The 20790-nt window shown below is 71.1% G+C and carries 18 protein-coding genes; 8 read left to right on the top strand and 10 right to left on the bottom strand.

The annotated features are described in order from the left end of the window. Positions 1-417 precede the first annotated feature (417 nt). A complete protein-coding gene (locus tag OHA17_RS24385) occupies positions 418-984 on the top strand; it encodes a DJ-1/PfpI family protein (RefSeq protein ID WP_053727242.1) in 567 nt (188 codons plus the stop codon). Between the two features lie 22 nt (positions 985-1006). Here the strand turns inward: OHA17_RS24385 and OHA17_RS24380 are convergent, their stop codons facing one another. Next, a complete protein-coding gene (locus OHA17_RS24380; RefSeq protein ID WP_406508371.1) occupies positions 1007-1702 on the bottom strand; it encodes an HAD family hydrolase in 696 nt (231 codons plus the stop codon). A 78-nt stretch (positions 1703-1780) separates the two neighbouring features. Next, entirely contained in the window at positions 1781-2287 is a 507-nt protein-coding gene (locus tag OHA17_RS24375; RefSeq protein WP_406508370.1) for a DUF6912 family protein, read from the bottom strand. A 274-nt stretch (positions 2288-2561) separates the two neighbouring features. Here OHA17_RS24375 and OHA17_RS24370 point away from each other — a divergent pair, with 274 nt between their 5' ends. Beyond that, positions 2562-2969, top strand: coding sequence for an Rv3235 family protein (locus OHA17_RS24370; protein WP_053727245.1), 408 nt, complete (start codon positions 2562-2564; stop codon positions 2967-2969). Positions 2970-3056: 87 nt separating this feature from the next. Here OHA17_RS24370 and secA read toward each other — a convergent pair whose 3' ends face one another. Beyond that, positions 3057-5909: a preprotein translocase subunit SecA gene (gene secA / locus OHA17_RS24365; protein ID WP_398872401.1), complete on the bottom strand. Its 2853-nt coding sequence runs from the start codon at positions 5907-5909 to the stop codon at positions 3057-3059. 197 nt (positions 5910-6106) lie between these two features. Between secA and OHA17_RS24360 the strand changes: the two genes are divergently transcribed. Both OHA17_RS24360 and OHA17_RS24355 read left to right on the top strand, forming a co-directional pair. After that, a complete protein-coding gene (locus OHA17_RS24360; RefSeq protein ID WP_398872403.1) occupies positions 6107-6679 on the top strand; it encodes a GNAT family N-acetyltransferase in 573 nt (190 codons plus the stop codon). A gap of 44 nt (positions 6680-6723) precedes the next feature. Beyond that, complete coding sequence (locus OHA17_RS24355; protein WP_406508369.1) at positions 6724-7890, top strand: winged helix-turn-helix domain-containing protein; 1167 nt, start codon at positions 6724-6726, stop codon at positions 7888-7890. On the opposite strand, the gene OHA17_RS24350 is transcribed toward OHA17_RS24355, so the two are convergent. From OHA17_RS24350 to mtnA, 7 genes are all read right to left on the bottom strand, one after another. Next, positions 7883-8641: a response regulator gene (locus tag OHA17_RS24350; RefSeq protein ID WP_406508368.1), complete on the bottom strand. Its 759-nt coding sequence runs from the start codon at positions 8639-8641 to the stop codon at positions 7883-7885. The genes OHA17_RS24355 and OHA17_RS24350 overlap by 8 nt on opposite strands. Positions 8642-8890: 249 nt before the next feature. Continuing rightward, positions 8891-9580, bottom strand: coding sequence for a ribosome hibernation-promoting factor, HPF/YfiA family (hpf, locus tag OHA17_RS24345; RefSeq protein WP_406508367.1), 690 nt, complete (start codon positions 9578-9580; stop codon positions 8891-8893). Between the two features lie 314 nt (positions 9581-9894). After that, complete coding sequence (locus OHA17_RS24340) at positions 9895-10722, bottom strand: ComF family protein (protein WP_406508366.1); 828 nt, start codon at positions 10720-10722, stop codon at positions 9895-9897. Between the two features lie 67 nt (positions 10723-10789). Continuing rightward, positions 10790-12697, bottom strand: coding sequence for an LpqB family beta-propeller domain-containing protein (locus tag OHA17_RS24335; RefSeq protein ID WP_406508365.1), 1908 nt, complete (start codon positions 12695-12697; stop codon positions 10790-10792). Then, positions 12687-14687 carry an MtrAB system histidine kinase MtrB gene (mtrB, locus tag OHA17_RS24330; RefSeq protein WP_053727252.1) on the bottom strand — a complete coding sequence of 667 codons (2001 nt, stop codon included), beginning with the start codon at positions 14685-14687 and terminating at the stop codon, positions 12687-12689. Before mtrB ends, OHA17_RS24335 begins: the two co-directional genes overlap by 11 nt. A 1-nt stretch (position 14688) precedes the next feature. Further along, on the bottom strand, positions 14689-15378 hold the full coding sequence (mtrA, locus tag OHA17_RS24325; RefSeq protein ID WP_189389435.1) for a two-component system response regulator MtrA: 690 nt from the start codon (positions 15376-15378) through the stop codon (positions 14689-14691). A 4-nt stretch (positions 15379-15382) separates the two neighbouring features. Then, positions 15383-16531 (bottom strand): S-methyl-5-thioribose-1-phosphate isomerase, encoded by a 1149-nt coding sequence (gene mtnA, locus OHA17_RS24320; protein WP_406508364.1) that lies wholly within the window; start codon positions 16529-16531, stop codon positions 15383-15385. A 155-nt stretch (positions 16532-16686) separates the two neighbouring features. On the opposite strand from mtnA, the gene OHA17_RS24315 reads away from it, so the two are divergent. Genes OHA17_RS24315 through OHA17_RS24300 form a run of 4 tightly spaced genes read left to right on the top strand, consistent with a single transcriptional unit; the run spans position 16687 to position 20786 of the window. Further along, positions 16687-17931: a glycerophosphoryl diester phosphodiesterase membrane domain-containing protein gene (locus tag OHA17_RS24315; RefSeq protein ID WP_406508363.1), complete on the top strand. Its 1245-nt coding sequence runs from the start codon at positions 16687-16689 to the stop codon at positions 17929-17931. Positions 17932-17935: 4 nt separating this feature from the next. Then, the gene (locus OHA17_RS24310; RefSeq protein WP_406508361.1) at positions 17936-18625 is read left to right on the top strand and encodes a DUF4129 domain-containing protein; all 690 of its coding nucleotides are present in this window, start codon (positions 17936-17938) and stop codon (positions 18623-18625) included. Then, on the top strand, positions 18622-19806 hold the full coding sequence (locus OHA17_RS24305) for a DUF4350 domain-containing protein (RefSeq protein ID WP_406508360.1): 1185 nt from the start codon (positions 18622-18624) through the stop codon (positions 19804-19806). Before OHA17_RS24310 ends, OHA17_RS24305 begins: the two co-directional genes overlap by 4 nt. Beyond that, positions 19803-20786 (top strand): AAA family ATPase, encoded by a 984-nt coding sequence (locus OHA17_RS24300; RefSeq protein ID WP_406508359.1) that lies wholly within the window; start codon positions 19803-19805, stop codon positions 20784-20786. The genes OHA17_RS24305 and OHA17_RS24300 overlap by 4 nt, the downstream gene beginning before the upstream one ends. The last annotated feature ends 4 nt before the right edge of the window (positions 20787-20790 follow it).

Raw genomic sequence — 20790 nt, 5'->3', positions numbered from 1 at the left:
GAAGCGACGCAACGCCACGACGCGGGGTGTCCGGTCGGTGTCGACGCTATGCCGCGATGAGAGATACCCGGGCGCTTACCGGCCAATTTTGTGGCTTCGGGCCCTGATTCCGGGTGGAGGGAATCAGCGACTGCCCGGGCACGGTGGTGCTCCGGGCGCAGGGCAGAGGCATCAGTGCCTCCGCGGCATATCGCGCTGATCACGGGACAAGGCTATCGCCCCTTCCCCCCGAACCGTCATGAGCCTTATGTGTACAAAAGCTGGGCCCGAAGTTTGACACTCTGGACAGCGACGTGGCGGCGGGAACGAGCCCTCTTGGCAAACCGTCGCCGCGCGGGCAGGTTGACCGTACGGAATCCGCTTGTGCGATCGACCTCCAGCCACCTGAGCTCCAGCCCCCTGAGAGGGAGTGCACTCATGGCAGCCAAGATCCTCATCGTGACCGGTGACGCCGCCGAATCCCTGGAAGTCCTCTACCCGTACCAGCGCCTGCGCGAGGAGGGGTACGACGTCCACATCGCGGCCCCGGCCCGCAAGAAGCTGCGGTTCGTGATCCACGACTTCGAGCCCGGCTTCGACACGTACACGGAGAAGCCCGGCTACACCTGGCCCGCCGACCTGGCCTTCTCGGAGGTCGATCCCGGCCAGTACGCCGCGCTGGTGATCCCGGGCGGCCGGGCCCCCGAGTACCTCCGCAACGACCCGGAGCTGAGGAAGATCCTGAAGGCCTTCTTCGACACCGACAAGCCGGTCGCCCAGATCTGCCACGGCCCGCTCCTGACGGCCGCGATCGGCGGCCTGAGCGGGCGCCGGGTGACCGCCTATCCCGCCCTTGAGCTGGACATGCAGACGGCGGGCGCGACCTTCCAGGACGCCGAGACGGTGGTGGACGGCACCCTGGTCTCCGCCCGCGCGTGGCCCGACCACTCCCGCTGGATGCGAGAGTTCCTGACGGTGCTGCGGGCGAAGGCGCCGGTGACGTAGCCCTGCTCGGACGTAACCCCGCTCAGCCGACCAGTTCCTCCGCGACGGCCACCGCCTCGGCGAGGGAGTCGACGACCGGCACCCCCGCCGCGGCGAGGCTGGCCCGGCTGTGGGAGCCGCCGGTGAACAGCACCGCCTTCGCACCCACGGCCACCGCGGCCACCGCGTCGTCGACCGCGTCTCCGATCACCACGATCCGCTCGCCGGATATCTCGGGGTCCGCCGCCCGCAGCGCCGTCAGGTGGCGCACCATGTGCTCCGCCTTGCTGCCGTGCGAGGGCCCGGTGCGTCCGTCAACCCGTACGAAGTGGTCGGTGATCCCGTGCCGCCGCACGATCGGCACCAGGTGTTCGTGCGGCGCCATGGAAAGCAGCGACTGGCTGAGCCCGGCCGCCCACCGCGCCGCGAGGAGCTCGGCCGCGCCCTCGGTGAGCCCGCAGGCATCCGCCCGTGCCCAGTACTGCTGGTGGAAGGCCTCGTCCATGACCAGCCACTCGGCGTCCGTGGGCAGCCGCCCCATCAGGCGCTGATAGAACCGGGGTACCGGCACGCAGTACAGATCGCGGTACCGCTCCAGCGTGATCGGCTCCAGGCCGAGCTCCGCGAAGGCGGCGTTGGTCGCCTCGATGATCGCCACGTTGTCGTCGAGCAGCGTGCCGTTCCAGTCCCAGACCAGATGCGCCGGGCGCTTCCCCGTGTCCTGCCTGCCGTTCCCCATGCCAAAACGGTACCCACCCCCACTGACAATCGACCACGAGCGGCCGTATCCGCAGGTCAGGGCAGGTCGAGCGGGAGGTCAGGCGATCAGGTTGGGGATCTCCTGCACCCCGAACCAGAGCAGTTCGTGGTCCTCGGCCCCGTCCACGGTGAACTGGGCGTCGTCGTCACCGTGATCGGCGGCGCCGAGCGCGCCGGCCGCCGCCGTCACATCGGCCACCGCGTCCTCGGCGTCCACGTGTACGGCGGCCGCCTTGGCCAGTGCCACGGCGGAGGCGATCCGGACCTCGCCCAGCGAGCCGGCGTCCAAGGCGCTGTCCGGGTCGGCGGCCACCGTGTTGTCCGGCACGTCCACGGCGATCACGACCCGGCGCCGGGCCGTGTCGGGTGCTCCGGCGAGCAGCCGCAGCGAGGCGGCCGCGGCCCGGCTGAGCGCCGCGTACTCCAGCTCCTCGATGTCGTCGGAGACGTACCACTCGCGCAGGCCGGGGGTGACGGCGTAGGCGGTGAGCGGGCCGGGGCCGAGCTCTCCCGCGCCGTGTGCCGCCGCGAGACCGGAGATGGTCAGGGGTACGTAGACGCGCATGACAGACCGCTCTCTTCTCGTCGTCCCGGTCGTGAGACGGGTTCAGGATACGCGCGGGAGTCCCCCTTCGAGCTGCCGGTACCGACTCGGCTCCCCTGGCCGACGGAGCCTGCCGTACCGGCCCCCACCTGGGAAGACAGCTCACCCACTCACCCGGATAGGTGAATCCGGATGGCCCCGCCGCACCCCGGGTCGGTCCTTGCGGCCGCTCCCGCCGCCCCCGTACAAGATCCCCAACAGAAGTTACCCACTGGTATCGAAGGGGGCGGCAGCCATGAGCAGGACCACGACCGGGCCGGCGGGACGCGGCGACCAGCGCAGGCCCGGCAGCACCGGAGTCCGGCGCCCACAGCGGCTGACCCCGCACGAGCTGTTCGCGCAGAAACTCCTCGCGGTGCTCAGCGGCGAGCGCCCGGTGCACTGGATGCTGGGCCTGACCGTCGGGGACGCGTACGAGCAACTGGTGCGGCTCGCCCCGCGCACCCCGTTCCGCACCCGCGGCACCCGTCCCGTCGTACGGTCCTGCCGCGCGGCCCCGCTGGACCGGGGGATCGTCGAGGCGGCCGCCTGCATCGCGGCGGGCGAGCAGGTGCGCGCCATGGCCTTCCGCCTGGAGCGGGGCGCCGATCTGCGCTGGCGGTGCGCCGCGGTCGAGCTGGGCGGCGAGCGGGTCCCGGCATAGCGAGGGGGACGACGGCAAAAAGGGGCCCGGCACCTTCCCGGTGCCGGGCCCCTCGACGACGTACAGCCGCCGACTGCTTCTTGCGGCTTACTTCTTGCGGCGGCGGCCGCCCGTGGTCTTCTGGGCCTTGCGGCGCTCGGCGCGCGTCAGGCCGTCCGACTCGGAGCGGGTGGGCTCGTCGTCACCGTTGTCGAAGTCGCCCTCGACGACGCCGCCCTCGCCGTCCACCGTCGGCGCCGAGAAGTGCAGCCGGTCCGGGCGCTGCGGGGCGTCCAGGCCCTTGGCCCGGATCTCCGGACGCGCGGCCGGGATGGCGTCCTCCTTGCTGAGCGAGGGCACGTCGGCCGGAGCGTCCTCGACCGGGACCTCCTCGACCTGCTGCTCGACCTGGACCTCCAGGTTGAACAGGTAGCCGACCGACTCCTCCTTGATGCCCTCCATCATGGCGTTGAACATGTCGAAGCCCTCGCGCTGGTACTCGACCAGCGGGTCCTTCTGCGCCATGGCCCGCAGGCCGATGCCCTCCTGGAGGTAGTCCATCTCGTAGAGGTGCTCACGCCACTTGCGGTCCAGGACCGACAGGACCACGCGGCGCTCCAGCTCGCGCATGATGTCGGAGCCGAGCTGCTCCTCACGGGAGGCGTACTGCTCGTAGATGTCGTCCTTGACGGACTCGGCGATGAACTCGGCGGTGATGCCCGCCCGGTCGCCCGCCGCGTCCTCCAGCTCCTCCACGGTGACCTTCACCGGGTAGAGCTGCTTGAACGCGCCCCACAGCCGGTCCAGGTCCCACTCCTCGGCGAAGCCCTCGACGGTCTCGGCCTGGATGTAGGCGTCGATCGTGTCGTCCATGAAGTGCCTGACCTGCTCGTGCAGGTCCTCGCCCTCCAGGACGCGGCGGCGCTCGCCGTAGATGACCTCGCGCTGACGGTTGAGCACCTCGTCGTACTTCAGGACGTTCTTACGCGTCTCGAAGTTCTGCTGCTCGACCTGCGACTGGGCGGACGCGATCGCGCGCGTCACCATCTTGTTCTCGATCGGGACGTCGTCCGGAACGTTCGCCATCGACATGACGCGCTCGACCATCTGGGCCTTGAACAGGCGCATCAGGTCGTCGCCGAGCGACAGGTAGAAGCGGGACTCGCCCGGGTCGCCCTGACGGCCGGAGCGGCCGCGCAGCTGGTTGTCGATGCGCCGCGACTCGTGCCGCTCGGTGCCGAGCACGTACAGGCCGCCGAGCTCCTTGACCTCTTCGAACTCGGCCTTGACGGCGAGCTCGGCCTTCTCCAGGGCGGCGGGCAGCGCCGCGGCCCACTCCTCGACGTGCTCGACCGGGTCGAGACCCGCCTGGCGCAGCTCGGCCTCGGCGAGGTCGTCCGGGTTGCCGCCGAGCTTGATGTCCGTGCCTCGTCCGGCCATGTTCGTGGCGACAGTGACGGCGCCCTTGCGGCCGGCCTGGGCGACGATCGTCGCCTCCCGGTCGTGCTGCTTGGCGTTGAGCACCTCGTGCTGGATGCCGCGCTTGGAGAGCTGCTGCGAGAGGTACTCGGACTTCTCGACCGAGGTGGTGCCGACCAGGATCGGCTGGCCCTTCTCGTGCTTCTCGGCGATGTCGTCGACGACCGCCTCGAACTTCGCGACCTCGGTGCGGTAGATCAGGTCGGACTGGTCCTTGCGGACCATCGGCCGGTTGGTCGGGATCGGGACGACGCCCAGCTTGTAGATCTGGTGGAACTCGGCCGCCTCGGTCATCGCCGTACCGGTCATGCCGGAGAGGCCGGGCTCTTCCTTGCCCTGCTGGTCGTGCCGCTTGTAGAGGCGGAAGAAGTTCTGCAGGGTGATCGTGGCGAGCGTCTGGTTCTCGTCCTTGATGTCCACCCCTTCCTTCGCCTCGATCGCCTGGTGCATGCCCTCGTTGTAGCGGCGGCCGGCGAGGATACGGCCGGTGTGCTCGTCGACGATCATGACTTCGCCGTCCATGACGACGTAGTCCTTGTCCTTCTTGAACAGTTCCTTCGCCTTGATGGCGTTGTTCAGGTAACCGACCAGCGGGGTGTTCACCGACTCGTAGAGGTTGTCGATGCCCAGCCAGTCCTCGACCTTGGCGACGCCCGGCTCGTGGATGGCGACGGTGCGCTTCTTCTCGTCGACCTCGTAGTCGCCGGTCTCCTCGATGCCCTTGAGCGGGTTGCCCGCCTCGCCCTTGGACAGGCGCGTCACCAGCTTGGCGAAGTCGCCGTACCACTTGGTGGCCTGGTCGGCCGGGCCGGAGATGATCAGCGGCGTACGGGCCTCGTCGACCAGGATCGAGTCGACCTCGTCGACGATCGCGAAGTTGTGACCGCGCTGGACGAGCTCGTCCTGGGACCACGCCATGTTGTCGCGGAGGTAGTCGAAGCCGAACTCGTTGTTCGTGCCGTACGTGATGTCGCAGTTGTACATGGCGCGACGCTCGGCGGGCGACATGTTGGCGAGGATGCAACCGACCTCAAGACCGAGGAACTTGTGCACCCGGCCCATCATCTCGGAGTCGCGCTCGGCCAGGTAGTCGTTGACCGTGATCAGGTGCACGCCCTTGCCGGACAGCGCGTTGAGGTACGCCGGCAGCGTGCCGACGAGGGTCTTGCCCTCACCGGTCTTCATCTCGGCGACATAGCCGAGGTGCAGGGCGGCGCCACCCATCATCTGGACGTCGTAGTGACGCTGGCCGAGGACGCGCTTGGCGGCCTCGCGCACGGTCGCGAAGGCTTCGGGCAGCAGGTCGTCCAGGCTCTCGCCGGCCGCGTACCGCTCCTTGTACTCGTCGGTGAGGGCACGCAGCTCGGCGTCGGAGAGGTTGACGAAGTCCTCTTCGATGGAGTTGACCTGGTCCGCGATGCGGTGCAGCTTGCGCAGGATCTTGCCTTCGCCTGCACGCATGATCTTTGAGAGGACGGACACGGGGGTTGGTCTCCTTGCCGGTCGGGCCTGGCGCGGTCGAGTGGCTATGGGTAGGGGTACAGCAACGGTCATCGTATGCGAGGACCCGGCCGCGCCGGGAGGTCTGCCGTTACGACAACGGACGGGACTGTCCGAAGGTGCCGGGCTGACGGGGAAATGAGGTGGCTCCGGCTGCCCGGCCCACGCAGAATCGGGCGATGGAACCCGTGACACTCACCTCGGAGCGGCTGCTGCTGCGCCCGCTCGGCCCCCAGGACATCGACGCCGTGTACGAGGGCGCCCAGGACCCGGCCGTCCAGCGCTGGACCACCGTCCCCTCGCCCTACACCCGCGAGGACGCCGAGACCTTCGCCGGCAAGATCGCGCCGGAGTCCTGGACGACCGGCACCGAATACTGCTTCGCGATCTTCCCCAAGGACGGCGGGCCGCTGCTCGCCCTCATGGGCGTGATGGCGCGCGGGACGGGCACCGCCGAGATCGGCTTCTGGGCGGTGGCCGAGCACCGCGGCCACGGCTACACCACGGAGGCGCTGCTGCGCCTGGCCCGCTGGGCGTTCACGGAGCTCGGGATCGACCGCCTGGAGTGGCGGGCCGAGGTCGGCAACGCGGGCTCGCGCAAGGTGGCCGAGAAGGCCGGCTTCACCCTGGAGGGCACCCTGCGCGGCGCCCTGTTCAACAAGGGCACCCGCCGCGACAGCTGGGTCGGCGCCCTGCTCCCCTCCGACCTGGGCCTGCCGAGCGCGCTCCCGTACCTGCCCGCGCAGGGCTGATCCCGGCCCGGGCGTTGTCAGTGGCGGCCACTATCGTGCGGAGCATGACGAGCCTGCCGCCTCCCGCCGCCGAACTGTCCGCCGACGAGGCCCGCCGGATCGCCCTGCGCGCCCAGGGCTTCCTCGGCGCACCCGACCGGCGGGCCGGGGTGCGCGGGGTGCTGCGCCACCTGGGCGCGGTCCAGCTCGACACCATCTCCGTGCTCGCCCGCTCGCACGAGCTCGTCCCGTACGCCCGCCTCGGCGCGGTCGGCCGCAAGACCGTCGAGGAGGCGTACTGGAGCGGCGGCCACTCCTTCGAGTACTGGTCGCACGCGGCCTGCATCCTGCCCGTCGAGGAGTGGCCGCACTTCGCCTTCCGCCGCCGCGCCTACCGCTCCCGGCCGCACTGGAACCACGAGCTGCCGGACGGCGCGTACGAGCAGGTGATCAAGCAGCTGCGCGCCGAAGGCCCGCTCACGGCAACGGACTTGGGCGGCGCCAAGAACAAGGGCGAGTGGTGGGACTGGTCGGCGTCCAAGGTCGCCGTCGAGCGGGCGCTGATGTACGGCGAGGTGGTCTGCACCGAGCGGCGCGGCTGGAAGCGGGTGTACGACCTGGCCGAGCGCGCCATTCCGGACGCGGTGCTGCACGACGACCTGGACGACACCGAGTGCCTGCGCCGCCTGGTGCGGCTCGCGGGACAGTCGCTCGGCGTGGGCACCCGGGCGGACATCGCGGACTACCACCGTCTCAAGGGCGAGCAGTTCGACGCGGTGGTCGCCGACTCGGGCCTGGTGCCGGTCAGCGTGCAGGGCTGGTCCAAGCCCGCCTGGGCCGACCCCGAGGCACTGGCCACCGAGCCGCGCGGCCGCCACCGCACCACGCTGCTCTCGCCGTTCGACTCCCTGGTCTGGGAGCGCGCCCGCACCGAGCGGATCTTCGGCTTCACCCACCGCCTGGAGGCCTACGTGCCCAAGCCCAAGCGGATCCACGGGTACTTCGCGATGCCGCTGCTCTCCGGCGGCCGGCTGATCGGCCGCGTCGACCCGGCGCGCGAAGGCCGCACCCTGGTCGCCAAGCAGGTCTCGCTGGACTCGCCGAAGGCTGTGCGGCCCATGGCGCAGGCCCTGCTGGAGGCCGCCGAGTGGGTGGGCTGCGACTCCGTACGCGTCGAACGGGCCGGGACTCCTCAGGAGGCGGCGGCGCTCGGCGCGGCCCTGGCTACCTGATCTCCAGGATCTTCTCGCGCATCGCGTAGACCACCGCTTCCATTCTGGAGTGCAGCTGCAGCTTCTCCAGGATGTTGCGCACGTGGTTCTTCACGGTGTTCTCGGAGATGAACAACTCCTTGGCGATGTCACGGTTGTTCATCCCCGTGGCGACCAGCTTGAGGACCTCCAGCTCGCGGTCCGTGAGCCGGGGCGCGGGCACCAGACGGCGCTCGTCGGTGCGCTGGATCATCGACTTGAACTCGGTGAGCAGCTTGGAGGCCATCGAGGGGCTGATCTGCGACTGCCCGTCGGCCACCGCCCGGATCGCGGTCGCGACCTCGTCGGTGGAGATCTCCTTGAGGAGATAGCCGGTCGCGCCCGCCTTGATCGCGTCGTAGAGGTCGGCCTCCTCGTCGCTGATCGTCAGCATGATGATCTTCGCGCTGGGAGCCACCTCCTTGATGGAGGTGCAGGCCTCGATGCCGCCGCGCCGGGGCATCCGCACGTCCATCAGCACGATGTCCGGCAGCAGGTCGGCCGCCTTGTCCACCGCCTCCGCGCCGTCCCCCGCCTCGCCGACGACCTGGATGTCCTCCTCGGCCGCCAGCACGATCTCCAGGCCCCGGCGGAACAGGGCGTGGTCGTCCACCACCAGGACCCGGATCGGCTCCTTGCGGGAGGTGCCCGCGTCCACGCAGGCTCCGCCGTCCCCACCGTTCGGGCTGTCGGCATGGGAACCGTCGTGCACCGGCCCGAAGCTGTCCGCCATCGTTCCTCCCCCTGAAGGCCGTGGCCCGAGTTGGTGTGCGGCACCAACCACGCTCCAGGGAGCTGCGGTTGGCGTGCGACGCCATGATTTCATGCCCGGCCGACAGAAGGGTGATCCAGTGGTCGCACGATGGTGCCCCTGGGGGCGCACAAGGGCTCCAGGGGCACCGTCACCCGTTGGTACGGCGCGCCGTCCGCGGACGTTCAACGCGCCGGCCGGCGGGTTCTCCGCGGTCCTTCCCGGCCGGGGTCAGCCGCCCAGCGCACCGCCCGCGCCGCTCGCGTCCTCACCGGCGAGCGGGTCGGTCTCCAGGTGGATGACGCCGTAGTCGTAGGCGTGCCGCCGGTAGACGACACTGGGCTGCTTCGTCTCCGAGTCGACGAACAGGTAGAAGTCGTGCCCGACCAGCTCCATCTCGTAGAGCGCCTGGTCGAGCGTCATCGGGGCTGCGACATGGTTCTTCTCGCGGACCACCAGCGGTCCTTCGCCCTGTACTTCGAGCGAGCCGATCCTGGTGGTGGGAATGCGGTCTTCCTCCGAAGCGTCCACAGGCTTGCCGTTTCCGTTCAACTCCGCCACACCCGGTACGACAGAGACGACCTCGGCGGCCGAGAGCCGGCCGCTGCCCCGGCGCGTGTAGCGCTTGTCGTGCTGCTTGCGCAGCCGCGCCTCCAGCTTGCCGGTGGCCAGGTCGAGCGCCGCGTACGGGTCTGCTGCCGCCGCTTCCGCACGGATCACCGGGCCGCGCGAGTGGAGGGTGATCTCCACCCGGTCCGAACGGTCCGCCTGCCGCGGGTTGTGTTCCTTGGACACCTCGACGTCGAGGCTGATTACCTTGCCGTCGAGCTTCTGGATCTTCTCCAGCTTCAGCTTCTCGGCCACGTGCTTGCGGAACCGCTCGGGCACCTCGGTCTTGCGGCCCTTGACGACGATGTCCACGCAGAACTCCGTTCCCGGATCACTCCGCCTCAGTGCGGAGCTGCTCCCTTTTGCACCAGACCCCGGTGAGTGCCGGGGCGTCGGACTCGGTGACGTATCACCTCCTCCTCCCCCGTCGAGAAGATCCCCACCCCACCAAGTCGGGGGTAAGTGAAAACGCGCCGAAGCTCAGCCGTGCATTAAGTGAACGGTCTTTCGCCATTCCTCACAACCGAACATAGCTCGCCCGGCCGGATGTCGGCACCCGCTACTCGCACGTACCTCCACTCAAGTGCTTCTGCCCTCTCACTACCTGCAACGATGCAAGTTCACGGTCAGTTCCGGTTTATTGCGAACGATTCCGGAGTGACCGCGACAACCGCGGCCATCGGGTGCGCAACACCGGCGTTCCGTACCGCCGCCCCGGCTCCCGGCCGCTGATGCGAAGCCCCCGCACGGGGAAATCCTGGAATTCCCTGCCCGAGGCATCCATCTCCGCCGGAAGGGTCGTCGCCGGGATCGCCCACCCCCGTCGCCCGCACCGCACGCGCCGCCTCCACCAGCGTTGCGCCCGTGGTCATCAGATCGTCCACCAGGACCACCCGGCCGCCCTCCAGCAGCCGCGCGCCACCGCCTGCCACCACCAGGGCCCCGGACAGATTCGCGAGCCGCTGCGGGGCGCTCAGGCCCGCCTGGTCGGCCACCACCCGACGCTGGCGCAGGACCGCGGCCACCCGCGCGTCCGTTCCGGTCCGGCGCAGTTCCCCGGCCGCGGCCAGCGCGATGCGCCGGGTCGCGTCGTGCCCGCGGGCCCGCACCGCACGCCGCGACGACGGCAGCGGGACCAGCAGCAACGGCCTCCGGCCGGACGGCCCCGCGACCGCTCGCGCCGCGCCCGCCAGCGCCTGCCCGAGCACCCCGGCCATACCGAGCGCGCCCCGCTCCTTGTGCCCGAGCAGCACCGCGCGCACCGCGTCCTCGTAGGGCGCGGCGGCGTACACCACGGGCAGCCCGGCGGGCTCCGGCGCCGGACGGACCCGGCGCGCGGGCACCCCGAGCAGCGCCGCCCGGCACTCCTCGCACAGCGCCGTACGCGGCCTGCCGCAGCCGCCGCAGGCGGTCGGCAGCACAAGGCCGGAGAACTCCCGCCACCACCCCCGCATGGCTCCACTGTGCCAACAGGAGCGGGGCCCGGCCACCCCTGTGGACAACCCGTCCACAGCCCGGCGGCTACCCGGGATACGCGGGCGCCGAGCCCTTCTTGACAGCCGTCCGCCAGTTCGCCCCGGGCGGCAGCCGGACGATGCCGTCCTCCTGCGAGTGCGCCACCAGCGGCATCCGGTCGTCGTCGGTGGCCGCGATGTCCGTGAGCTTGTTGACGCTCGGCAGGGTGCCGGCCGCCGACGTCGACCCGTCCGTCTGCACATAGCGCAGCTGCTGGGAGACCCCGCCGATCTCCTTGCCGACCACGACCAGACGGCTGCGCCCGGCCCAGGAGACGGCGGTCACGTCCTCCATCTGCGGTGCCCCGGGCCGCAGTTCGACCACCGAGACCACGCTCTTGTCGCCGTCGCCGGTCCGCTCGACCCGGCCGATCCGCAGCGTCGTGTGCCCGCCCTCGGACACGAGCAGCGCCACCCGCACGCCGTCCGCCGACATGCGCACCTGCTGGATCTGCGCGCCGTTGAGACCGGCCACGTCGACCGTCTCGGGCTCGCCCGTGCCCTGCGCCAGACGCAGCAGCCGCGACTTGGCCGGATTGCGGTCGGCCACCCACAGGTCGCCGCGCCCGTCCCAACTCGGCGCCGAGAGGCCGCCGTTCTTGGCGTCCTTGTCGTCGCTGGCCACCGGCGCGTGCACCAGCTCGCCGCCGGCCGCGAGCGGGGCCACGAGCAGGGACTTGCCGTCCGCCGACACCCCGGCCGCGCGCTTCTCGTCCCGCGAGACCGCGACCGTACGCACCTGCTGCTCGCCCTTGCCGAACGGACCCTGCACCGGCTCGGTCACCACCGAGGCGTCCGAACCGTCCGAGCTGTCCGTGCTGCCGCCCGAGCTGTCCGAACCGCTCGCGTCGGCCCGCATCCGCTCCACATGGCCACCGGCGTCCACGAAGTACTGTCCCGGGCTGGTCGACATGCGGTCCGGCGCGTACGTCTCGGCCTGGTCGCCGCTGAGCACACACAGCTGGGAGCCGTTGGCCCGGTCGAGCTCCACCTGGCCGATCCGAGTGGTCGTCAGATCCCGCAGGGTGAACAGGAGTTGGGCCGCCATCCGCTTGCACAGCGCCTCACCGACATTGGAGGCCCGCTCGTTCAGCGGAACCTTCAGCGCGTTGCGGTCGTCCAGGGCAAGCGACTTGGTGTCGCTCTTCAGCGCCGTTCCCGATGGAAACTTCGAAGTGACCACTGGTTTCAGCCAGTTGGTCGGACCGTCCAGGACCGACTGCACCGTCTGCGTGACCAGGTTCATCTGCGTCTCGGGGTCGGTGCGCTGACGCACGTACACCGGGTCGGCGACCAGGCGGTCCTGGCCCGCAGCGAAGTAGTACTTGTTGACGGAGCGGTAGATGCGCTGGAAGTCGGACTGCCCGAGCAGCAGCCCCTCCGGCAGCGCGTCGATGCGCCACTCCCTGCCGGTCCCGTCCGGACCGCTCTGCCGCACCAGGTGAATGGTCTGGCTGTACGTGTCCTGCGGCTTGGCGGGCTGGTAGGCGCGCTGCTTGTCGACGACGGCGACGGGCTTGCCCGACACCGTGAAGGTGAAGCCGTTCGAGTCCGTGCCCCGGTCGCCGGAGCGGTTCGGCTGCGGGTCGGGGCCCTCGGCGAGGACCGTGACCTGGTTCGCCTGCCAGTCCTTCGCGGCCGCCGCGGTCAGATACTGGCGGGCCATCGCGAACTGGGGATCGTCGCTGGTCATGGCCTCCAGGAAGCCCGCGACGATCTCGTTGGGCTCGGCGCCGGGCCGCGGCGGCACCGCGTACACCTGCACCTGCGAATCGGCCCGCTGGGACGCCGAGACCGAGTGCACATCGCCGCTGCTCGGCATGGACGCGCAGCCCGACACCAGCAGCGAGCCACAGCCCAGCACGACCACCGCCCGCGGCAGCCTGCCGCGGGCCCTCCCCCGGTCAGCGCCCACGGGCCGATCCCTCCTGGTCAGTCACTTCGGCAAGGCGCTCGGGGCCCGCCGCGTCGTCCTCGCGCTCCGCAGTGGGCCGCGCGCCTGGCTCCGCGTCGGCCAGCCGTGCCACCACCCGGCCTCCGCCGCCTCCGGGCAGCCCCGCCGGGCTGGCCGCGGGACCCGAGGTGCGCGGACGCACCGGGGCCGTGGGCGGCACGGGCAGCGTGGAGCGGTCGAGGCGCGGCGTCGGGACGGAGGAGAGCCGGTTGCCCTGCGCCTGCGCGGCCCCCGCCTCGGCCTTGGCCCGCTCGCGGGCGGCCCGTGAGTCCTCCGGCTCCAGTGGTATCGGCGATCCGCGCAGCGGCTCGTCGGCGGTACGCGGCAGGGTCAGGCGGAACTGGGAACCGCCGCCCGGCTCGCCCCAGGCCTGCAGCCAGCCGCCGTGCAGCCGCGCGTCCTCGACGGCGATCGACAGGCCGAGCCCGGTACCCCCGGTGGTACGGGCGCGCGCCGGGTCGGCCCGCCAGAACCGGTTGAACACCCGCGTCGCCTCGCCGGGCTTGAGCCCGACGCCGTAGTCCCGCACCGCGACCGCGACGGCCCCGCCGGCCGCCGCGAGGCGCACCACGACGTCCTTGCCCTCGCCGTGCTCGACGGCGTTGACGACCAGGTTGCGCAGCACCCGCTCGACCCGGCGGGCATCGGCCTCGGCGACCACGGGCTGTTCGTCGCCGGCCACCCGTATCCGGGTTCCCTTGCGCTCGGCCAGCGGCTCGGCGCCCTCGATCACCCGGCGCACTACCTCCCGCAGGTCTATCGGCTCGGCTTCCAGGGCGGCCGCGCCCGCGTCGAACCGGCTGATCTCCAGGAGGTCGGCGAGCAGCGACTCGAACCGGTCCAGCTGCCCGGCGAGCAGCTCGGCCGAACGCGCCGTCACCGGGTCGAAGTCGACCCGCGCCTCATGGATGACATCGGCTGCCATCCGTACGGTCGTCAGCGGTGTGCGCAGCTCGTGCGACACGTCGGAAACGAACCGCCGCTGCATCCGGGACAGCTCCTCCAGCTGGTTGATCTTGCCCTGGAGGTTCTGCGCCATCTTGTTGAAGGCCTCGCCGAGCCGGGCGATGTCGTCCTCGCCGGTGACCTTCATGCGCTCTCTGAGGACGCCGGTGGAGAGCCGTTCGGCGACTCCGGCCGCCATCCGCACCGGCGTGACCACCTGCCGCACCACGAGCCAGGCGATCGCCCCGAGCAGCACCACGACGAAGAGCCCGGCGGTCGCCAGCGTCGTCTTGACCAGGGTGAGCGACTTCTCCTCCTGCACCAGCGGGAAGAGGTAGTAGAGCTGGTAGGACTGCCCGTCGACGTCTTTGAGCCGGGTGCCCACGACGAGCCCCGGCTCGGCGTCCTGGCCGTCGGTGAACTTGATCGAGGTGTACGTCTTGAACGCGCCGACGCCCTCGTCGACGCTGTCGCGCAGGCTCTGCGGAACGCTCGCGCGGGGGTCCACGAAGCCGGAGGCGCGCGGCCCCCGGTTGCTGGACGCCGAGTCGGAGTCCGACGAGGCCGAGCCCAGGGCGACGACGTAGAACGCGCCCTGGCCGCTGCTCGCGAGCTGGGTCACCAGGTCGTTGCGCCAGCTCACCGAGGAGCCGGAGCCGCGGCCGGTGGTGGAGTCGTCGCCGGACGAGACGGGTGTGCCGGCCTTGTCCTTCGCGACCGCGAAACCGCCCGCGGACTGGCTCTCGGCCGCCTTCTCCTTGGTTTCGAGCAGGCCGTTGCGCACCGCCCCGATGACCACGAAGCCGAGCAGCAGGACCACTCCCAGCGACATCAGCAGGGTGGCCGCGACCACCCGCAGCTGGATGTTGCGCCGCCACAGCCGCGCGGCGGGCAGCAGCGGGCGCCGCAGCCAGCGCACGACGAGGCGCAGCACCGGACCGCCGGGCGCTCCGTCCTGGAGCAGCCGGCCGCCCCAGGACGTCTTGCGCCCAGCTTCTTGGGTCATCTCAGCTCGGTCCTGCCTTGTAACCGACCCCACGGACGGTCACCACGATCTCCGGCCGCTCGGGGTCCTTCTCGACCTTCGAGCGCAGCCGCTGGACATGCACGTTGACCAGGCGGGTGTCCGCCGCGTGGCGGTAGCCCCAGACCTGTTCGAGGAGTACTTCTCGAGTGAACACCTGCCACGGCTTGCGGGCGAGCGCGACCAGCAGGTCGAACTCCAGCGGGGTCAGTGCGATCGACTGCCCGTCCCGCTTCACCGAGTGCCCGGCCACGTCGATGACCAGGTCACCGATGGCGAGCTGCTCGGGCGCAGGCTCCTCGGACCTGCGCAGCCTGGCCCGGATCCGGGCGACCAGCTCCTTCGGCTTGAACGGCTTGACGATGTAGTCATCGGCCCCTGACTCCAGGCCGACCACCACGTCCACGGTGTCGCTCTTTGCGGTGAGCATGACGATCGGCACACCCGACTCGGCCCTGATCAGCCTGCAGACCTCGATGCCGTCCCGTCCGGGCAGCATGAGATCGAGCAGCACCAGGTCGGGCTTGGCGTCACGAAATGCCGCCAGTGCCTTGTCGCCATCCGCTACGAACGACGGCTCAAAACCTTCTCCACGCAACACAATGCCGAGCATCTCGGCCAGTGCGGTGTCGTCGTCGACGACAAGGACGCGTCCCTTCATAAACGTCATCATCCCATTAGCTAATCGTTACCCGGCGTGACCTGGCACACAGCTCCCTCAGCCCGCCCCCTGTCACCGGGGAGAGCACCCCTTCCTCCGTGACGATCGCCGTGACCAGTTCCGGCGGTGTCACATCGAAGGCGGGGTTGTACGCCTGCGTCCCAAGCGGTGCCACCGGAAATCCGGAACCGGACCCCCAGCCGCCCCCCGGGACCTGCGGCGCAGTGAACTCTGTCACCTCCTGGCCGGGCCGCTGCTCGACCTCGATCGAAGCGCCGTCGGGGCTCTCCAGGTCCACCGTGGTGACCGGCGCGACCACGACGAACGGCACGTGGTGGTACTTGGCGAGCACGGCGAGCGGATAGCTGCCCACCTTGTTCGCCACCGAGCCGTCGGCCGCGATGCGGTCGGCACCGATGAGGACAGCATCCACCTCACCTGTCGCGAACAGCGAGCCGGCCGCATTGTCGCTCAGCAGGCTGTACGCCATCCCACTGCCCGCTGCTTCGTACGCCGTCAGCCGCGCACCCTGCAGCAGCGGCCGCGTCTCGTCGACCCACAGCCGCCGCAGCCGGCCCGCCCGGTGCGCGGCCAGCGCGACCGCGAAGGCGGTGCCCTCGCCGCCGGAGACCAGCCGCCCGGTGTTGCAGTGGGTGAGGATGCGGTGGCTGCCGCCGGGCAGCAGCTCGTCGAGCAGCGCGAGCCCGTGCCGGGCCATCCGCGCGCTGCCCTCGGCATCGGCCCGGTGCAGCGCCTTGGCCGCGGCCAGCGCCGCCGCCCCGGCCTCCGCCGGGCCCACGCCCTTCTCGACGGCCGCCCTGTACGCCCCGGCCGCCAGCCGCACCCCGTACCCGAGGTTGACCGCGGTGGGCCGCGCCCCCGCGAGCAGCGCCGCCGCCTCGTCCACGTCGTAGCCGCGCGCAGCGGCGAGCGCCACCCCGTAGGCCCCGGCGATACCGAGCAGTGGCGCCCCTCGTACCGCCAGTGTCCGGATGGCAAGCACCAGGCCCGGCACATCCGTGCAGACGAGCTCCACCTCCTCGGCCGGCAGGCGGGTCTGGTCCAGGAGGACCAGCACCGGGCCCTCCGGAGGCTCGTCCCAGCGCAGCGAAGGAATCCCCGAAGGACTGGGCCCCATGGTGGTTCGCACGTCCTGATCAGCCATCCGCCCAGTCTGCCCCGTGAGCCACCGACAATTGAAGGTGCGAACGAGATACGGGGGCAGGTCCGCGGCCAGGATCCACGTGGCACGATGGCAGCCAACCCGAAGGAGCCGGCACGCGCAGCCGGTCCCGCGACCAATCCCCGAGGTGGACGACCGTGAACGACTCTCCGGGCTGGGCCTCGCCCGGATCGGCCCCCTCCGACGGCGAAAACTCGGGTACTCCCCCGACACCCGAGCCCTCCGACCGGGCCCGTGCCTCCTCCAAGTGGTCGCAGGACCAGCCCCCGGCCGCCCAGTGGTCCCCGCCGGGCGCGGGCCAGACGCCGCCTGCGCCGCAGCCCGGCTGGGGCGGCCCGCAGCGGGGGCCCGGCGGCTGGGGCCAGGTCCCGGGGCAGCCTCCGGGCGGCAACTGGAACCAGAACTACGGCCGCCCTCCCGCCGCCAAGCCGGGCGTCATCCCGCTGCGCCCGCTGGGGGTCGGCGAGATCCTCGACGGCGCCGTCTCCACGGCGCGCGCCCACTGGCGCACGGTCCTCGGCCTGACGCTGACCGTCGCCGTGATCTCCCAGATCGCGCAGATCCTCGCTGTCCGGTTCATCCTGCCGACCCCGACCTCGGTCGATCCGAACGCGACGGGCACCGAGGCCGTCAACCAGGCCTTCGACGCGCTGCAGTCCAGCCTCCTCGACCTCACGCCGTCCCTGATCATCGGTCAGTTCGCCACGCTGTTCACGACGGCCGTCCTCACCATCGTCGTGAGCCGGTCCGTGCTCGGCCGCCCGGTGAGCCTCGGCGACGCCTGGACCGAGGCCCGACCGCGCCTGCTGAGCCTGTTCGGCCTGCTGGCCCTCCTGTTCGGCATGTTCTGCACGATCTTCGCCGTCGGCATCCTTCCCGGCGCGCTCCTCGGGGGAGGCGGCGGCGCCGCACTCGTCGTGCTCGGCGGTCTCGCCGCGTCCGTGGTCACCCTGTGGCTGTACATCCGCTTCAGCCTCGCCGCCCCGGCGCTGATGCTGGAACGGCAGAGCATCGTCCAGTCCCTGCGCCGCTCCGCCAAGCTGGTCAACGGCTCCTGGTGGCGCATCCTCGGCATCACCCTGCTGACGTCGATCCTGATGGCCATCGTCTCGATGATCATCGTGTTCCCGTTCACCGCGATCGGGATGGCCGTGGACAGCAGCGACTTCCACGACATCCTCAGCGGCACCACTCCTGAGTTCGGCTGGACCTACCTGATCATCTCGGGGATCGGGGCCGTGATCGCCTCGGCGATCACCTACCCCATCGCCGCCGGGGTCAGCGTCCTGCTCTACATCGACCAGCGCATCCGTCGCGAGGCTCTGGACCTCGAACTCGCGCGCGCCGCAGGCGTTCCCGGCTACGAGACACCCGAGAGCTGATGCAGTGTCAGGAGCGGGGGGCTTCATCACGGCACGACTGCTGAACGGCGCATCCGGCACGCCTCCGGTGGACATCGGGCGCGACGCCGCCCGCGAGGCGGCCCGGCGCGAACTGTCCGACCCGGCGTACCACCAGAACGACCCGAGCCTCCTCCAGCGCGCCCTCAACGCGTTCTGGGACTGGGTCGGCTCGCTCTTCGACTCGGCATCCGGGGCCACCCCCGGCGGCCCGCTCGGCCTGGTCGTGATCGCGGTCGCCGTCCTCGCGCTGATCGTCGCGCTGTGGTGGCGGCTCGGCACCCCGCAGCGGGCCGTCACCTCGGGCGGCACGGTCTTCGACGACCGTCCGCGCAGCGCCGCCGAACACCGCACCGCGGCCGAGAGGCACGCCGCTGCCCGCCACTGGAACGAAGCCGTCCAGGAACGCATGCGCGCCATCGTCCGCTCGCTCGAAGAGCGCGCCCTCCTCGACCCCCGCCCCGGCCGCACCGCCGACGAAGCCGCCGCTGAAGCGGGCTGCCCCCTGCCCGGACACGCGGACCGACTCCGCACCGCCGCCCGGTCGTTCGACGACGTCACATACGGCGGCCGCACCGCCGACGAGGCAGCGTATGGACGCCTGCGCGACCTCGATCGCGACCTCGAACGCACCAAGCCCGCCTTGAGCGACGCGGTCCACGGAGGGGCCGAATGACCGCCCCCATAGCCGCCCCGACCTCCACCACGGTCACGGCCCGCCAGCTGTGGACCCGTACCCGGGGCCTGCTGCTCGCCCTCGCCATCCTGGCCGCGGCCGGCATCGCGCTCGCCGCGCTGCACTCCAACTCCGAGCACGGCAGCCTCGATCCGCGCTCCGCCGACCAGTACGGCAGCCGAGCCGTCGCCCAGCTCCTCAAGGCCCAGGGAGTCTCCACCCGCGTGGTCACCACCCTCGACGAGGCGACGGCCGCCACCGGCCCCGACACCACACTGCTGATCACGGTCCCCGATCTCCTGACCGAGGGCCAGCAACGCCAACTCCGGGCCGCCACCGCCCACTCCGGCGGCCGTACGATCCTCATCGCCCCCAGCTCGCCCTCCCTGGGCATCCTCGCCCCCGGGATACGCGCCGAGAGCTCCGTCTCCGTCAAGCCCCGCGACCCCGACTGCGCCCAGCCCGCGGCAGCCCGAGCGGGACGAGCCGACGCCGGCGGCATCCGCTACGCGGCCCCTGACGAGAGCAACGACGGCTGCTACCCGGCCAATGGCCTGCCCACTCTGCTCCGCACCGCGCCCCCGGGACAGGGCGAAACCGTCCTGCTCGGAGCCCCCGACATCCTCCTCAACCACCGCCTCGACAAGGAGGGCAACGCCTCCCTCGCCCTCCAACTGCTTGGTACTCGCCCTCATCTGGTCTGGTACCTCCCCTCGCTGGGTGACGCGTCGGCCACCGACGGCGGCAAACGCTCCTTCTTCGACCTGATCCCCTCCGGATGGCGCTGGGCCACCCTCCAACTCGCTCTCGCCGCCGTGCTCGCCGCCATCTGGCGGGCCCGCCGGCTCGGCCCCCTCGTCACCGAGCAACTCCCGGTCGCCATCCGCGCGTCCGAGGCGACCGAAGGCCGCGCCCGCCTCTACCGCAAGGCCAACGCCCGCGACCGCGCGGCCGACACACTCCGCTCGGCCACCCGCACTCGCCTGGCCCCCCTCCTCGGCGTGACCGCCTCGGCGGCACACTCCCCCGAGGCCCTCGTCCCGGCCGTCTCCGCCCGGCTCCCCTCGGCCGGCCGTGACCCCCTTTCCCTGCTCTTCGGCCCGACACCGGCCGACGACGCCGCACTTGTCCGCCTCGCGGACGAACTGGACGCCCTCGAAAGAGAGGTACGCACTTCATGAGCGACCGCACCCCGGAGACCGCAGCGAACCCGGACAGCGCCCGCGCTTCCCTGGAAGCCCTGCGCGCCGAGATCGCCAAGGCCGTGGTCGGCCAGGACTCCGCCGTCACCGGCCTCGTCGTCGCCCTCCTGTGCCGCGGCCATGTGCTGCTCGAAGGTGTACCGGGCGTCGCCAAGACCCTCTTGGTGCGCGCGCTGGCGGCCTCCCTCGAACTCGACACCAAGCGCGTCCAGTTCACCCCCGACCTGATGCCGAGCGACGTCACCGGTTCTCTCATCTACGACGCCCGTACCGCAGAGTTCTCCTTCCAGCCCGGTCCGGTCTTCACCAACCTGCTGCTCGCGGACGAGATCAACCGCACCCCGCCCAAGACCCAGTCGTCTCTCCTCGAAGCCATGGAAGAGCGTCAGGTCACGGTCGACGGCACCCCGCGCCTCCTGCCCGACCCGTTCCTGGTGGCCGCCACGCAGAACCCGGTCGAGTACGAGGGCACGTATCCCCTGCCCGAGGCTCAACTGGACCGATTCCTACTGAAGTTGACGGTCCCGCTGCCATCTCGCCAGGACGAGATAGACGTGCTGGCCCGCCACGCGAACGGCTTCAACCCCCGCGACCTCAAGGCGGCAGGCGTACGCCCGGTGGCCGGCGCCGCCGACCTCGAAGCCGCCCGCGCCGCCGTCGCCAAGACCTCGGTCTCGGCCGAGATCACCGGCTATGTCGTCGATATCTGTCGTGCCACGCGTGAATCCCCCTCGCTCAGCCTCGGGGTCTCCCCGCGAGGCGCCACCGCCCTGCTCTCCACGGCCCGGGCCTGGGCCTGGCTCACCGGCCGGGACTACGTCATCCCGGACGATGTGAAAGCCCTGGCACTCCCCACACTTCGCCACCGCATCCAATTGCGCCCCGAAGCCGAGATGGAGGGCGTCACCGCCGACTCCGTCATCACCTCGGTCCTCGCCCACGTCCCCGTGCCCCGCTGAGGAG

It is taken from the genome of Streptomyces sp. NBC_00212 (assembly GCF_045206365.1).
Classification (GTDB): Bacteria; Actinomycetota; Actinomycetes; order Streptomycetales; family Streptomycetaceae; genus Streptomyces.
The sequence above is the reverse complement of the archived record's forward strand: the minus strand, read 5'-3'. Positions and strand labels throughout refer to the sequence as shown.

Bases quoted from the DNA above. Each gene is read 5' to 3' on its own strand.
- OHA17_RS24350 (WP_406508368.1), bottom strand. From the start codon at position 8,641: ATGGCGGACAGCTTCGGGCCGGTGCACGACGGTTCCCATGCCGACAGC.
- OHA17_RS24355 (WP_406508369.1), top strand. From the start codon at position 6,724: ATGACGAGCCTGCCGCCTCCCGCCGCCGAACTGTCCGCCGACGAGGCC.
- mtrA (WP_189389435.1), bottom strand. From the start codon at position 15,378: ATGATGACGTTTATGAAGGGACGCGTCCTTGTCGTCGACGACGACACC.
- mtnA (WP_406508364.1), bottom strand. From the start codon at position 16,531: ATGGCTGATCAGGACGTGCGAACCACCATGGGGCCCAGTCCTTCGGGG.
- OHA17_RS24370 (WP_053727245.1), top strand. From the start codon at position 2,562: ATGAGCAGGACCACGACCGGGCCGGCGGGACGCGGCGACCAGCGCAGG.
- OHA17_RS24305 (WP_406508360.1), top strand. From the start codon at position 18,622: ATGACCGCCCCCATAGCCGCCCCGACCTCCACCACGGTCACGGCCCGC.
- OHA17_RS24340 (WP_406508366.1), bottom strand. From the start codon at position 10,722: ATGCGGGGGTGGTGGCGGGAGTTCTCCGGCCTTGTGCTGCCGACCGCC.
- OHA17_RS24385 (WP_053727242.1), top strand. From the start codon at position 418: ATGGCAGCCAAGATCCTCATCGTGACCGGTGACGCCGCCGAATCCCTG.
- OHA17_RS24380 (WP_406508371.1), bottom strand. From the start codon at position 1,702: ATGGGGAACGGCAGGCAGGACACGGGGAAGCGCCCGGCGCATCTGGTC.
- OHA17_RS24375 (WP_406508370.1), bottom strand. From the start codon at position 2,287: ATGCGCGTCTACGTACCCCTGACCATCTCCGGTCTCGCGGCGGCACAC.
- OHA17_RS24360 (WP_398872403.1), top strand. From the start codon at position 6,107: ATGGAACCCGTGACACTCACCTCGGAGCGGCTGCTGCTGCGCCCGCTC.
- OHA17_RS24300 (WP_406508359.1), top strand. From the start codon at position 19,803: ATGAGCGACCGCACCCCGGAGACCGCAGCGAACCCGGACAGCGCCCGC.
- mtrB (WP_053727252.1), bottom strand. From the start codon at position 14,687: ATGACCCAAGAAGCTGGGCGCAAGACGTCCTGGGGCGGCCGGCTGCTC.